Annotated in this window: 14 protein-coding genes; 6 read left to right on the top strand and 8 right to left on the bottom strand. The window is 66.1% G+C overall.

Annotation, left to right across the window (positions count from 1 at the left end):
* The first annotated feature begins 1 nt into the window (after position 1).
* Positions 2 to 1,369, top strand: a complete 1,368-nt coding sequence (locus tag ACREE8_RS14850) for an ATP-binding protein (protein ID WP_431573787.1) — start codon at positions 2 to 4, stop codon at positions 1,367 to 1,369.
* 87 nt (positions 1,370 to 1,456) lie between these two features.
* Here ACREE8_RS14850 and ACREE8_RS14845 read toward each other — a convergent pair whose 3' ends face one another.
* The 8 genes from ACREE8_RS14845 to ACREE8_RS14810 all read right to left on the bottom strand — a co-directional run bounded on the left by ACREE8_RS14845 (position 1,457) and on the right by ACREE8_RS14810 (position 7,432).
* Positions 1,457 to 1,831, bottom strand: coding sequence for a tRNA-binding protein (locus ACREE8_RS14845; protein WP_431573786.1), 375 nt, complete (start codon positions 1,829 to 1,831; stop codon positions 1,457 to 1,459).
* Between the two features lie 215 nt (positions 1,832 to 2,046).
* Positions 2,047 to 2,556, bottom strand: a complete 510-nt coding sequence (locus ACREE8_RS14840) for a phasin family protein (protein ID WP_431573785.1) — start codon at positions 2,554 to 2,556, stop codon at positions 2,047 to 2,049.
* Positions 2,557 to 2,717: 161 nt separating this feature from the next.
* Positions 2,718 to 3,422 (bottom strand): TetR family transcriptional regulator, encoded by a 705-nt coding sequence (locus ACREE8_RS14835; protein ID WP_431573784.1) that lies wholly within the window; start codon positions 3,420 to 3,422, stop codon positions 2,718 to 2,720.
* A 98-nt stretch (positions 3,423 to 3,520) separates the two neighbouring features.
* Entirely contained in the window at positions 3,521 to 4,027 is a 507-nt protein-coding gene (locus ACREE8_RS14830; protein WP_431573783.1) for a YbaK/EbsC family protein, read from the bottom strand.
* Positions 4,028 to 4,039: 12 nt separating this feature from the next.
* The gene (proC, locus tag ACREE8_RS14825) at positions 4,040 to 4,855 is read right to left on the bottom strand and encodes a pyrroline-5-carboxylate reductase (protein ID WP_431573782.1); all 816 of its coding nucleotides are present in this window, start codon (positions 4,853 to 4,855) and stop codon (positions 4,040 to 4,042) included.
* 70 nt (positions 4,856 to 4,925) lie between these two features.
* Entirely contained in the window at positions 4,926 to 5,429 is a 504-nt protein-coding gene (locus tag ACREE8_RS14820; protein ID WP_151176104.1) for a YbjN domain-containing protein, read from the bottom strand.
* 366 nt (positions 5,430 to 5,795) lie between these two features.
* Positions 5,796 to 6,134, bottom strand: coding sequence for an accessory factor UbiK family protein (locus ACREE8_RS14815; RefSeq protein ID WP_431573781.1), 339 nt, complete (start codon positions 6,132 to 6,134; stop codon positions 5,796 to 5,798).
* A gap of 80 nt (positions 6,135 to 6,214) precedes the next feature.
* Positions 6,215 to 7,432 (bottom strand): serine hydrolase domain-containing protein, encoded by a 1,218-nt coding sequence (locus ACREE8_RS14810; protein ID WP_431573780.1) that lies wholly within the window; start codon positions 7,430 to 7,432, stop codon positions 6,215 to 6,217.
* 155 nt (positions 7,433 to 7,587) lie between these two features.
* Between ACREE8_RS14810 and lgt the strand changes: the two genes are divergently transcribed.
* From lgt to ACREE8_RS14785, 5 genes are all read left to right on the top strand, one after another.
* A complete protein-coding gene (lgt, locus tag ACREE8_RS14805) occupies positions 7,588 to 8,385 on the top strand; it encodes a prolipoprotein diacylglyceryl transferase (protein ID WP_431573779.1) in 798 nt (265 codons plus the stop codon).
* A gap of 34 nt (positions 8,386 to 8,419) precedes the next feature.
* Complete coding sequence (locus ACREE8_RS14800; protein ID WP_431573778.1) at positions 8,420 to 9,520, top strand: class I SAM-dependent methyltransferase; 1,101 nt, start codon at positions 8,420 to 8,422, stop codon at positions 9,518 to 9,520.
* Positions 9,521 to 9,546: 26 nt separating this feature from the next.
* Positions 9,547 to 10,314: a peptidoglycan editing factor PgeF gene (gene pgeF / locus ACREE8_RS14795; RefSeq protein ID WP_431573777.1), complete on the top strand. Its 768-nt coding sequence runs from the start codon at positions 9,547 to 9,549 to the stop codon at positions 10,312 to 10,314.
* Positions 10,315 to 10,365: 51 nt separating this feature from the next.
* On the top strand, positions 10,366 to 11,517 hold the full coding sequence (locus ACREE8_RS14790; RefSeq protein ID WP_431573776.1) for a M24 family metallopeptidase: 1,152 nt from the start codon (positions 10,366 to 10,368) through the stop codon (positions 11,515 to 11,517).
* A 316-nt stretch (positions 11,518 to 11,833) separates the two neighbouring features.
* Complete coding sequence (locus tag ACREE8_RS14785; protein WP_431573775.1) at positions 11,834 to 12,766, top strand: ribose-phosphate pyrophosphokinase; 933 nt, start codon at positions 11,834 to 11,836, stop codon at positions 12,764 to 12,766.
* The last annotated feature ends 45 nt before the right edge of the window (positions 12,767 to 12,811 follow it).

Raw genomic sequence — 12,811 nt, 5'->3', positions numbered from 1 at the left:
CATGGTGAGCTCGACCCTCCCCGCCGAAAAGTCCCGCAAGGCCGAACGCGATTTCGCCCGGCTGTGGAACACCGTGCTGCCGCGCTCGCTCTTCGGCCGCGCGGTCATGATCATCGTGACGCCGCTGATCCTGCTGCAGGTGATCGCCACCTGGGTCTTCTACGACGACCATTGGGACACGGTGACCCGCCAGCTCGCCTATGGCGTGGGCGGCGACATCGGCGCCGTCATCGAGATGATGCAGATGGCCAAGGGGCCGGAGGAATATCCCCGCATCTTCCAGATCGCCCACGACAAGATGCTGATCGATGCCGAGCTGCTCCCAGGCGCGGTGCTGCCGAACGAGCCGATCCTGGCGCAGCAGATGTCGATGGACCAGAAGCTCTCCAATGCGCTGAACGCGCGGGTGCAGCGACCGTTCCTGATCGACAGCCGCTCGCTCAAGAACCTGGTCGAGATCTATGTGCAGCTGCCCGACGGGGTGCTGCGCGTGATCGCGCCGCGCAAGCGGCTGTTCAGTTCGACCACTTATGTCTTCATCCTGTGGATGGTCGGCACCTCGCTGGTGCTGTTCGGCGCGGCGACCTTCTTCATGCGCGCGCAGATGCATCCGATCCAGCGCCTGGCGCTGGCGGCCGACGCCTTCGGCAAGGGCCATGACGTGCCGGACTTCGAGCTCAAGGGGGCCGAGGAAGTGCGCCAGGCGGGCGCGGCCTTCAACCTGATGCGGGCCCGCATCCAGCGCCAGATCCAGCAGCGCACCGAGATGCTGGCGGGCGTCAGCCACGATCTGCGCACGCCCCTCACCCGGATGAAGCTCGAGCTCGCCATGATGCCTGAGAGCGCGGAGGTCAACGAGCTGCGTGCCGACGTCGCCGAGATGGCGAAGATGGTCGAGGGCTATCTCGCCTTCGCGCGCGGCGAAAGCACCGCCAAGCCCGAGCCTGTGGATCTGGCGCAGCTGCTGCGCGAGGTCGCCAATGGTGCGGCGCGCGCCGGCCAGCCGGTCGAGCTCAAGGTCGAGGGCCCCATGCCGGTCTCGATCCGGCCCGATGCGATCCGGCGCTGCCTCGACAATCTGATCGCCAATGCCCGCCGCCATGCGCGACGCGTCACCATCGCCGCCGACTATGTCGGTGCCGCCATCGAGATCGCGGTCGACGATGACGGCCCGGGTATCCCCGAGGACATGCGCGAGGAAGTGTTCCGGCCCTTCTTCCGGCTCGAGAACTCGCGCAACCGCGAGACCGGCGGCATCGGCCTCGGCCTCACCATTGCCCGCGACGTGATGCGCAGCCACGGCGGCGAGCTCATGCTCGACCGCTCGCCGATGGGCGGATTGCGGGCGCTGCTGCGGTTGCCGGTGTAATTCGATAGCTCGTCATCCCCCTCTCCGGTCTATACAGGGGGAGGGCTAGGGGGAGGGGGCTGCGCGCTATCGAAGCTGCGATGCCGCTCAATACAACTTCCCGCCATTCGGCACCGGGCGCTCGGGGCTGATCAGCACCACCTCGCCTTCATGGTCGGGAAATCCCAGCACCAGCACCTCCGACATGAATTTGCCGATCTGCTTGGGCGGAAAATTCACCACCGCGGCCACCTGGCGGCCGACGAGGGTATGCGCGTTGTAGTGCTTCGTGACCTGTGCCGAGGTCTTGCGGGTGCCGATCTCGGGGCCAAAATCGACCTGCAGCTTGAAGGCGGGACGGCGCGCCTCGGGATAGGGATCGACGGCGATGATGGTGCCGACCCGGATGTCGACCCGGTCGAAATCCTCATAGGTGATGGCGGAGCGCAGAGGCTGCACCGCCGGCTTCTTGGCTTCGCTCATCGCATCGGACCCCTTCGCGTCGCATCGGGCTTTCAGTCCTCGCGACCATAAAAAGAAATCGCCGCCTTGCCTATTCGGCGAAGCAGCGCATCAAGAAAGATGGGCCGTCTCGCCTCGCGGCAAAACGGGGCCGGCTTTGCCGCGGAATCAAAAAAGAAAGGCCGTTTCGCCTTGCGGCGAAACGGCCTGGGAGGAAACCGACTGTCTAATCGGTCTTAGTTCTTCGCGGCGCCATTCGAGACGGTCTTCGGCTGGAGGGCCGACTTGACCTCATCGAGATTGTCGCTCACGCGCTTGCTGATCAGGGTCGCGACCTTATCCTGCGACTTCTGGGCGATCTCGCGCAGCTCATTGAGATTGGTCACGGCCTGCTCGAAGATTTCCTTCGCAGCCTGGGCCTGCTTCGCAAAACGGTCCTCGACGCTGACGGCGCCGATTTCCTTGGCGAACTTCGAATAGGTCTCGACCGCTTCGCGGGCGATCTCGGACTGGCGCTTCGCGAGCGACTGGACGCTCTCGAGGGCCGCTTGGTTGACCTGGGTCAGCGCTTCGATGTTCTTGCGCTGGAAGGTCATCGCCGCCTCGATGTCGAAGCCGGGGAACTTGCCGGCCGTGAACATCTTGCTGAAGTCACCGAAATAGCGGCTGTAGTCCTGCTGCAGCTGCGAGAAATCGGGCATTTTGGGGAATTCGTAGTCGAACACAGTGCTTTGCGCCTTGGCCATGGTTGGTCTCCGCGGTGTCAGGGGGGTGCGGCCCGGTTGGGGATCGGTGCCGAAATCTCTTTGTTGCACTGCACAATATGGGAGCTGCACCGGCTCCGTCAAGATTTATTTTGCACTGCAACAAAAATGAAATTAAATGTTATATTTCAATAACATGAATTTCATGTTTCCGGTTTGATCCGGCCCCGGAACCAATTGATGACAGTCTCGATGCGCTGCAACCTGCCGTCGAGCGCCGCCATGGTGCGGGTGAGATCGTCGCTGTCATCGCGCAGGAAAACAGGCAGAACCGACCCATAGAGTCCAGCCAGCCCCTTGAGCCGGATCATCCCCTGCAGCCCATCTGCCGAGAGCCCCGCCAGCGCCAGGGCCGTGCTCATCGAATGAAGGAGGCGGCTCCAGCCGCAGATGACGCCGACCGGATCGTGGGGTGCTGCAGCCGCGATCGAGGCCAGCGCCTTGCGATGGGGCTTCAACGCCTCGAGCCGGCGCATCAGCAGTTCGAACAGCCGGTCGCGGGCGCTGCCCTCCCCGACTTCGCCGGCCTGCAGCACCGCCCGGTCGATTCCACGCTGAAAGGCCGTCAGAACGGCGGTCTTGGACGGGAAAGCCAGCATCAGCGCGGCCAAGGGCAGGCCGGCCTCCTCGGCGATGTCACCCAGGGTGACCCGGGTCCAGGGCTGGCGCTCGGCCAGGGCCATGGCGGCGGCCACAACCGCTTCCTCGAGCGAATCGGCATTGGCAGCCCCCGAGTCGCCAAGTTTGGCGGCCCTGGGACCGGCCTTGCGCCGCGCCCTGGCACGGGTTTGCGCCGTCCCGGTTTCCGCCTTGCCGCCTCCGCGTCGCGCCTTTGCCCTGCGTGCCATGGTCCTATGTCCCGTGACGAAGCTGCTGTCCCTTCAATGTAGGGCGCCGAAGGCGGCATCGAAAGGCGGTCGCCCCAAGGTCTTACGCCCCAGCAGGCTCAGAGGACGGCGATGACCTCGCCCCCGGTCACCCGCACCAGTTCCTCGGGCGTCAGCTGGAAGACCGCATGCGGCGTGCCGGCGGCGGCCCAGATCCCAGGATAGCCCAGGAGATCGCGGTCGATGAAGATGATGGGAGGCGTAACATGGCCGATCGGCGCCACACCGCCGATGGCGAAACCGGTCTTGTCGCGCACGAAATCCGCATCGGCACGGACAAGCCCCTCGCCCAGGCCCTTGGCCAGGAGCTGCTGCACCACGAGCTTCTCGTTCACGCGGTTGCGGCCCGACGCGATCACCAGCACCGGCCGGTCCGAGGGACGGGCGCGGAAGATCAGGGATTTGGCGATCTGCGCGACATCGCAGCCGATGGCCGCGGCCGCCTCGGCCGAGGTGCGGGTGGTCTCGGCGAACTCGACCACCTCGCCGCTATGGCCGGCGGCGCGCAGCAGCGCCTGGACCCGCTGGGCACTCGGATGCAAACCCGGATCGGACGGCGCCGACATCCTGGCCTCCGTTCAGCCGGCGAGCTCGCGCGAGCGTCGCGTCGCCGCGGCGATCGCCTTGATGAGGAGCGGCTTCAGTCCGTCATCCGCCATCAGCACCTTGAGCGCCTCGAGCGTCGTGCCGGCGGGGCTGGTCACGTTCTGGCGCAATTGCTCGACCGACTCGGCGCTCTGCCGCGCCAGCTCGCCCGCCCCCGAGACCGTCACCCGCGCCAGCCGCCGGGCCAGATCGAGCGGCAGCCCCGAGGCCGCGCCCGCTGCCGCCAGATATTCCATCAGCAGGAAGACATAGGCGGGTCCGCCGCCGGAAAGCGCCGTGACCGGGTCGATCAGCGATTCCTGGTCGACCCAGGCGACCTCGCCCACCGCATTCAGCAGCAGGTCGGCCTGCTCCTTCTGATCCGCGGTGACGTCCGGGTTGGCGACCGCGACCGAGATGCCGCGCGCGATGGCGGCCGGGGTGTTGGGCATGGCGCGCACCAATGGCCCCCGGCCCAGCTCGCGCTCGAAATAGGCAATGGTCTTGCCGGCGGCGATCGACAGGAACAGCGTGCCGGGCGCGACGAAACGCCGGCAGCCCGGCAGGGTCGAGGCCATCATCTGCGGCTTCACCGCCAGCACCACGACGCGGGGTGCCAGGGCCGCCGGCAGGCTGGAGAAATCGGCGTGATGGCGCACCTGGTCGGCGAGATCGCCCAGGGCCGCCTTGTTCGGCTCGACGACGTGGGCCTCGGCCGGATCGAGGCCGCGGCCGAGCCAGCCCGCGAGCATGGCGCCGCCCATCTTGCCGCAGCCGACCAGCAGCAGCGGTCCCTCGAGATCGCGCATGGAAAGAACCCTCCTTCAGATCCGCCGAGGTCCGGCCGGAGATCGGCCGGACCTCGGGGACGGCGGCTTATCAGGCCTCGCCGACCGTGTCGAGCAGCGCCGCCTCGATCGCCTGATCGGGCTTGCGGCCACCCCACAGCAGGAACTGAAAGGCAGGATAGAAGCGCTCGCATTCGCTGATCGCAATATCGACCAGGTCTTCGAGCTGTTCCGGGCTCACGCCCCCGGCGCCACGGAGAAGGACCGTGTGACGGAACATCGGCACCAGCTCGTCTGAGCAGACGTCGAAATGGCCCAGCCAGAGTTTCTCGTTGATGAGGGCGAGCAATTCGGCGACGGCGCTGCGTTTATGCGCCGGAACCCGGAGATCGAATGTGCAGGAGAAGTAAACCGCTTCCAGATCTTCGTGCCAGACGAAGAACATACGGAAATCGCACCAGCGACCCGGCAACTCCACCACCATTTCCTCGTCGGCATTCCGGTCGAAACGCCATTCGTTGGCGCTGACCAGTTCTTCGAGGATATCGAGGGGGTTATGCCGGGGCTCGGTCCGCTCAAACCTGGCTGTCGCCATCAGGCGCCCTCCTTGCCAAGAGCCGGCCTCGGGGCACCGAGACGTAGGCGGTGACGGAATGGCCCTGGTCGGATCGAAATGCGCTGGGCGCGCAGTTTCCGGGCGACGGGACATCCGGGTAGGTCTTGTGGTGGCCCCGATATGTAGAATGACAGCTCAATCTACCCACCAGATTTAGCGTGCCAAATCAGGACTCCGGGTGCAACTGCTATCTGATGGGATAAAGGGGAAATCGCCGTCGGGTTCCGACACCCCCTGTGGACAACTGGTCCTGGGGGCGTCCGCGTCACATTTCCGCAATGGCGCAGGGGAGAACCCGCTCCCTCGCAGACGGCTGGAGCGCGCAGGGGAAGGAGGCCGGTCGCGTCAGGCCGGTGGGGTCGAAGCGGGCGTCGAGGGAGAAGCCACCTTGGCGTCTTCGCGCGCCTTGGCGAGTTCGGCCTCGAGCTGGGCCAGACGGCTTCGCAGCCGCTCCTGGTCCATCCGCGCCTCGGCCGCCATCGCTTTCACCGCATCGAATTCCTCGCGGTTCACGAGTTCCATGCCGGACAGCAGACGCGCGAACTGCTCGCGGATCCGCCCTTCGATCTCCTGGCGCATCGAACTCATGCCCCCCAGCGCACTCGCCGCCACTTTGGCGAGGTCATCGAGGAACCGATTTTGGGTTTGCACGCGAAGGCTCCTGCTATCGGCGTTCTGGCTCATGGCGGCGACGATGTTATACGGCTCGCGTTGCAGAACAAGTGCGTTTGGACCGGTTTGATGGGCCGATCGTCGCGAGGCGCTCAGTCGGGCAGCGCGGCGCCGATCGCGTCGAACAGCGCGAAACTCTCCTTCGCCAGCCGGTTATCCCAGAACTGCGGCCAGACGCTGGTCATGACGATCACCAGTTGCTTGGCGGGATTTACATAGATGAACTGGCCATTGACACCTTCCGCACTAAATGCGCGGTCGGAGCCCTGCAACACCCACCATTGATATTGATAGCCCAGCGAGGTTCCGGGATAGAGCGCCCCGAACTCGACCTGGCTGCGGTCGGGCCGGGTCGCCTCGGCAATCCAGCTCGCCGGCAAGAGCTGCTTGCCGTCCCAGGCGCCGCCCTGGAGCATGAACTGGCCGAAGCGCGCATAGTCGCGCAGCCTTGCATTGAGACAGCAGAAAGGGGCCTCGAGCGCCTTGTCGCTGCGATCCTCGAGAAGCCAGCTGGCATCGTCCTCCATGCCCAGCGGCCCCCAGATCTTCTCGGCCAAATCTGTGGAGAGATTCTTGCCGGTCACGCGCGCCACCAGCATCCCCAGCACGACACTGTCGAGGCCCTTGTAATTGAACTTCGCGTAAGGCTCGACCTCGCGCTTCGACCGGGCAGCGAAATCGCTGAAGGTCCGCTTGTTGTATTGCAGCACCTGGTTCCACAAGATCAGCGCGTCGGAGGCGCTGCTCTCATAGTCCTCGTTGAAGGCGACACCGGACGACATCTGCAGGATCGCCTTGATCGGCACGCCGTCATAACCGCTGCCCTGGAGCTCCGGCAGGTAATCGGTGACGGGATCCTCGACGCTTTTGATCAGGCCGTCGGCGACGGCGAATCCCACCAGCGTCGAGACGAAGGACTTCGCCACCGACCAGGACGCGAAGCGCGAAGTCGCATCGGCACCATGCCAATAGCGCTCGAGCACGACCTTGCCATCTTTCAGCACGATCAGTCCCGTGGTGCGGGCGCGCGCGACATAATCTTCGAGGGACATCGCCACGCCGCCGACCGGAAAGCTGTCGATCGTCAGCGGCTCGCCCGCCGGCAGCTCGGAGACCGGACCCGAACGCGGCACCCGCCGCGAGGCGTAGATGTCGCCCATATGGCGATAGGAGCCGATCAGATAGGGATCGGCCCACATGCTGCCCTTGTCGCCGACCGGAAACTCGTCGGCATGCGCAGGCAACCCGGCGCCCATCAGCAGCCATGTCAGCCCCAGGCCCCAGATCGCCGCACGTTTCAGTCCACCCATCGCCATGCACCTTCCCCGAGATCGCCGCGCCGTGACGGCCTCACGATTGTGGCGGTGAAAGGGGTTCGGCGCCAAGGGAGAAGCCGGGGGACGCTTGCCGCGACCGCGGGCCAGCACCTATAACTTGCGCGGACCTCAACGGCGTCAGGCATCTCATGCTGTTCGCGACTCTCTATCCTCATCTGGATCCGGTCCTGCTGCAGATCGGGCCCTTCGCGATCCGCTGGTACGCGCTCGCCTATGTGCTGGGATTGCTCGCCGGGTGGCGCTATTGCGTCTGGCTCGGCTCCCTGGCGCCGATGCCGCTGGGCCGCGGGCTGTTCGACGACTTCCTGGTCTGGGCCGTGCTCGGCGTCATCCTCGGCGGCCGCATCGGCTATGTCATCTTCTACAATGGCCAGGAATATCTCGCGGACCCGCTCAAGATCTTCATGGTCTGGCAGGGCGGCATGTCGTTCCATGGCGGTCTCATCGGCGTGATCCTCGCCATGATCCTGTTCGCCCGCAGCCGCGGCCTGCCCTTCTTCGCGCTCGCCGACGTGATCGCCTGCGCGACGCCGATCGGTCTCTTCTTCGGCCGGCTCGCCAACTACAACAATGGCGAGCTGTTCGGCCGCGTCAGCGATGTGCCTTGGGCCCTGGTGTTCGATCGCGGCGGGCCGGAGCCGCGCCATCCGAGCCAGCTCTATGAAGCCGCGCTCGAGGGCATCGTCCTGTTTCTCATTCTGCTGTTCCTCGCCCGCTTCACGCCGGCGCGCGGCAAGCTGGGGCTGCTGTCCGGCGTGTTCCTCACCGGCTACGGGCTGTCGCGCTTTCTGGTCGAGTTCTTCCGCGAGCCCGATCCGCAGCTGGGATTCCTCGCCATGGGCACCACCATGGGCCAGCTGCTGTCCTTGCCGATGATCGTGATGGGGCTGATCTTCATCTGGCGGGCCAAGCCCGCGCCGCAATGAGGCACGCGTTCCGGACCGCGACCGGATGCAAGCGATGACACCGCTCGAGACCCATCTCCGCCGCCGCCTGCGCCTGACCGGACCGATGACGGTCGCCGCCTTCATGCAGGAGGCGCTGCTTCATCCCGAGCATGGCTATTACCGGTGCCAGCCGGCGCTGGGTGCCGCGGGCGATTTCGTGACGGCGCCCGAGATCAGCCAGATGTTCGGCGAGCTCCTCGGCCTCTGGTGTCTCGACTATTGGGAACGCATGGGCGCGCCCGATCCGGTTCTGCTGGTGGAGCTGGGGCCTGGTCGCGGCACGCTGATCGCCGACGCGCTGCGCGCAACGCGCCTGCGGCCCGCCTTTCACAAAGCGCTGCGATTGCATCTGATCGAGGCGAGCCCGGTGTTGCGCCAGCGCCAGGCCGAGGCCCTGGCACCCTTCGCGGAACCGATCGCCCCGCCGCAATGGCACGAGACCCTGGCGGATCTGCCCGAGGCGCCGCTCCTTCTCGTCGCCAATGAATTCTTCGACGCGCTGCCGGTGCATCAGTTCGAGCGCACCCGCGAGGGCTGGCGCGAGCGCGCCGTGATCGAGCCGGCGGTCGATGCCGACCTGGAATGGACCTTGATCCCGGCAGGCCCGCAGATCGGGCTGCTGGACGAGAAAACCCGGCGGTCGCCGGTCGGAAGGCTGGCCGAGATCTCGCCGCAGGGCCTGACCATCGCCGGCGAGATCGGCCGCCGTCTGGGGCAGCAGGGCGGTGCCGCGCTGCTGGTCGATTACGGCTATGGCGACGGGCAGGGCTGGAGCCTGCAGGCGGTCCAGGGCCATCGCCGCATCGATAATCTGCTGATCGAGCCGGGCCGGGTCGATCTCAGCGCGCATGTGGATTTCGCAGGCCTCGGCCGCGCCGCGCGGGAACGCGGCGCCCGGGCGCACGGCCCCATGACCCAGGGCGCCTTCCTGGAGGCGCTCGGCATCCGGCTCCGGGCCCAGCGCCTGACCCGTGATGCGGATGCCGCCGCCCGTGCCGGCGTCGAGCGCGCCCTCGCCCGCTTGCTCGACCCGCGGGAAATGGGCACCTTGTTTCAGGCGCTGGCCCTGACGGCGCCCCAGGGCCCCGCGCCCGCCGGTTTTCCGCCCGACTGATTGTCACGAGGCTTGGAACCTTTCCCATGATCACGCTCGGTCGGCTCAACGATCTCGACGGTGTGCGCCACGGCTTCATGACGCGGCTGGGCGGCGTCAGCGAAGGCCTCTATGCCTCGCTCAATTGCGGCTATGGCTCGGGCGACGATCCGGAGCGCGTCACCGAGAATCGCCGCCGCGCCTTGTCGCAAGCCGAGCTGGAGGGACTGCCGCTCGTCACCTGCTACCAGGTTCACAGCGCCAAGGCGGTCCATGTCACCGTTCCCTGGAAGCGCGAAGAGGCGCCGCAGGTGGATGCGATGGTGACCGACCAGCCCGGGATCGCGCTCGGCATCCTGACCGCCGACTGCGCGCCGGTGCTGATGACCGATCCGCAGGCGCGCATCGTGGGTGCGGCCCATGCCGGCTGGCGCGGCGCCATCGGCGGCGTGGTGGAGGCGACGCTGGAGCTCATGGTCAAGCTCGGCGCCAAGGTCGACCGCGTTGTCGCCGGCATCGGACCCTGCATCGCGCAGCGCTCCTACGAGGTCGGTCCGGAATTTCCGGCGCCGTTCCTGGCGCAGAACCCGCAGAACGAAGATTATTTCGCGCCCTCGCGCCGGGCCGGCCATTACCTCTTCGACCTGCCGAGCTATGTCGCCTCGCGGTTGGGGGCCGCCGGCGTCAAGCGCGTGAACCTCGCTTACTGCGACACCTGTGCCGAGGCCGACCGCTTCTTCAGCTATCGCCGCACCACGCTCGAAGGCCAGAAGGATTACGGCCGGCTGCTCTCACTGGTCTGCCTGGAGCCCTGATCCCGAGCCCGCTTCGGTCTCGTCCCCTTCTTTCGAATCCGAGGAAGCAACATGGCACTTCACTTTACGTCCGATGAACTGGCCGGCCGGCGCGCCCGCGCGGTGGCGATGCTGCAGGCGCGCGGCCTCGACGGGCTGCTGATCTTCCGGCAGGAGAGCATGTTCTACCTGACCGGCTACGACACCTTCGGCTATGTCTTCTTCCAATGCCTCTATCTCGGCGCCGATGGCCGCTTCTTCCTGCTGACGCGCGCGCCCGACCTCCTGCAGGCGCAGCAAACCTCGGTGATCAAGGATATCCGCATCTGGGTCGACGGACCCGAGGCCGCGCCCGCGCTCGAGCTCAAGGCGATGCTGGCCGAGCTCCATCTCCATAACAAACGCCTTGGCGTGGAATATGAGGCCTATGGCCTGACCGGCCGCAACGCGATGCGCCTCAATGCGGCGCTTGAGGATTTCTGCAAGCTCGAGGATGCGTCCGACCTGGTGAGCCGCCTGCGGCTGGTGAAGAGCCCCGCCGAGATCGTCTATGTGCGCAAGGCAGCCGAGCTCGCCGACAAGGCGCTCCAGGAGGCCCATCGCCTCGCCGGGCCTGGTGCCTTCGAGGGCGACATCCTGGCGGCCATGCACAGTGCCATCTATCGCGAGGGCGGCGACGATGCGGCCAACGAGTTCATCATCGGCTCAGGCCGCGACGCGCTGCTCTGCCGCTATTTCAGCGGACGGCGGAAGCTCGATGCCAAGGATCAGCTCACGCTCGAATTCGCCGGCGTCTATCGCCACTATCATGCCTGCCTCATGCGCACGATCCCGATCGGCGAGCCGATGCCGGGACAGCTCGAGATGCACAAGGTGGCGGTCGAGGCGCTCGAGGCCTGCAAGGCGGCGCTGAAACCCGGCCGCCCGATCGGCGAGGTGTTCGACGCCTATGCCCGGGTCTGCGACGCCCATGGCCATCGCGAGAACCGGATGAACGCGACCGGCTACAGCCTCGGTACCACCTTCGCGCCCAACTGGATGGATTGGCCGATGTTCTATCACGGCAATCCCGAGCCTGCCGTCCCGGGCCAGGTGTTCTTCATCCACATCATCATCTTCGACAGCGCCAAGGGCATGGCCATGACCAACGGCCAGACCGTGCTCGTGACCGAGCATGGCTGCGAGGCGCTGTCGCGGATGCCGGTGGATCTGGTGGTGAAGTGACGGTGCCGCAGCGAGCAGCCCCCTCCCTAACCCTCCCCCGCAAGCGGGAGAGGGGATTGCCGTCTGTTGTCCCCTCCCCCTGCAAGGGGGAGGGCTAGGGAGGGGGCTGCGCCACACATCCATGCCCTACCTTCTGATGCTCGCCGGATTCACCCTTATCACATTGATATTTTTCATGTTTCTGTGAATTTGTCGCAGCCGGCCAATTTCGTTTACAGCCCTATGACGGATTGATACTCTCCGGCCGCCTTCGCGGGGGGCAGGGTGCGGGTCCTGCCCTTGTTCGGGCGCCCGCGGGCGCATTCGGGTGTAAGCAATGAAGATTCTGACCGGCAACAGCAATCGGCCGCTGGCCGAAGCGATCTCGGCCTATCTCAATCTTCCGCTGACCCAGGCGGCGGTGCGCCGCTTCTCGGATATGGAAGTCTTCGTCGAGATCCATGAGAACGTCCGCGGCGAGGACGTGTTCGTGGTGCAGTCGACCTCCTTTCCCGCCAACGACAATCTGATGGAGCTGCTGGTCACGCTCGATGCCTTGCGCCGCGGATCGGCGCGCCGCGTGACCGCCGTCATCCCCTATTACGGCTATGCCCGCCAGGACCGGAAGTCCGGCCCGCGCACGCCGATCTCGGCCAAGCTGGTGGCGAACCTCATCACGGTGGCTGGCGCCGACCGCGTGCTGACCCTCGATCTCCATGCCGGCCAGATCCAGGGTTTCTTCGACATCCCGACCGACAATCTCTTCGCCGCCCCGGTGCTGGTGAAGGATATCGAGCAGAATTTCGGCCGCGGCAACATTACCATCGTCTCGCCGGACGTCGGCGGCGTGGTGCGCGCGCGGGCTTATGCCAAGCGGCTCGATGCCGACCTGGCGATCATCGACAAGCGGCGCGAGAAGGCCGGCGTGTCGGAAGTGATGAACATCATCGGCGACGTCGACGGCAAGCGCTGCGTGCTGGTGGACGACATCGTCGATTCGGCCGGCACGCTCTGCAACGCCGCGGTGGCGCTGAAGGAAGCGGGTGCCGTCTCGGTCAGCGCCTATGTCACCCATGGCGTGCTCTCGGGCGGTGCCGTGGCCCGTGTCTCGGCAGCACCCATCGACTGGCTGGTCATCACCGACAGCATCATGGCGACCGAAGCCGTGCGCGTGTCGCAGAATGTGCGTCAAGTCACGATCGCGCCGCTCATCGCCGAGGCGATGCGCCGCATCAGCGAAGAACGCTCGGTCTCGACCCTGTTCGACTAGATCGGGGTTCGATTGAGTTTTACGGCGTCCGAGGGTCAGGTGACC

Origin of the sequence: Hypericibacter sp., assembly GCF_050729195.1 — a bacterium.
Lineage (GTDB): Bacteria > Pseudomonadota > Alphaproteobacteria > Dongiales > Dongiaceae > Hypericibacter.
This window is presented reverse-complemented; position numbering and strand designations above follow the sequence as displayed.

Excerpts from the sequence above, each read along its gene's own strand:
- ACREE8_RS14850 (WP_431573787.1), top strand. The coding sequence starts at position 2 with ATGGTGAGCTCGACCCTCCCCGCCGAAAAGTCCCGCAAGGCCGAACGC.
- ACREE8_RS14845 (WP_431573786.1), bottom strand. The coding sequence starts at position 1,831 with ATGAGCGAAGCCAAGAAGCCGGCGGTGCAGCCTCTGCGCTCCGCCATC.
- ACREE8_RS14840 (WP_431573785.1), bottom strand. The coding sequence starts at position 2,556 with ATGGCCAAGGCGCAAAGCACTGTGTTCGACTACGAATTCCCCAAAATG.
- ACREE8_RS14835 (WP_431573784.1), bottom strand. The coding sequence starts at position 3,422 with ATGGCACGCAGGGCAAAGGCGCGACGCGGAGGCGGCAAGGCGGAAACC.
- ACREE8_RS14830 (WP_431573783.1), bottom strand. The coding sequence starts at position 4,027 with ATGTCGGCGCCGTCCGATCCGGGTTTGCATCCGAGTGCCCAGCGGGTC.
- proC (WP_431573782.1), bottom strand. The coding sequence starts at position 4,855 with ATGCGCGATCTCGAGGGACCGCTGCTGCTGGTCGGCTGCGGCAAGATG.
- ACREE8_RS14820 (WP_151176104.1), bottom strand. The coding sequence starts at position 5,429 with ATGGCGACAGCCAGGTTTGAGCGGACCGAGCCCCGGCATAACCCCCTC.
- ACREE8_RS14815 (WP_431573781.1), bottom strand. The coding sequence starts at position 6,134 with ATGAGCCAGAACGCCGATAGCAGGAGCCTTCGCGTGCAAACCCAAAAT.
- ACREE8_RS14810 (WP_431573780.1), bottom strand. The coding sequence starts at position 7,432 with ATGGGTGGACTGAAACGTGCGGCGATCTGGGGCCTGGGGCTGACATGG.
- lgt (WP_431573779.1), top strand. The coding sequence starts at position 7,588 with ATGCTGTTCGCGACTCTCTATCCTCATCTGGATCCGGTCCTGCTGCAG.
- ACREE8_RS14800 (WP_431573778.1), top strand. The coding sequence starts at position 8,420 with ATGACACCGCTCGAGACCCATCTCCGCCGCCGCCTGCGCCTGACCGGA.
- pgeF (WP_431573777.1), top strand. The coding sequence starts at position 9,547 with ATGATCACGCTCGGTCGGCTCAACGATCTCGACGGTGTGCGCCACGGC.
- ACREE8_RS14790 (WP_431573776.1), top strand. The coding sequence starts at position 10,366 with ATGGCACTTCACTTTACGTCCGATGAACTGGCCGGCCGGCGCGCCCGC.
- ACREE8_RS14785 (WP_431573775.1), top strand. The coding sequence starts at position 11,834 with ATGAAGATTCTGACCGGCAACAGCAATCGGCCGCTGGCCGAAGCGATC.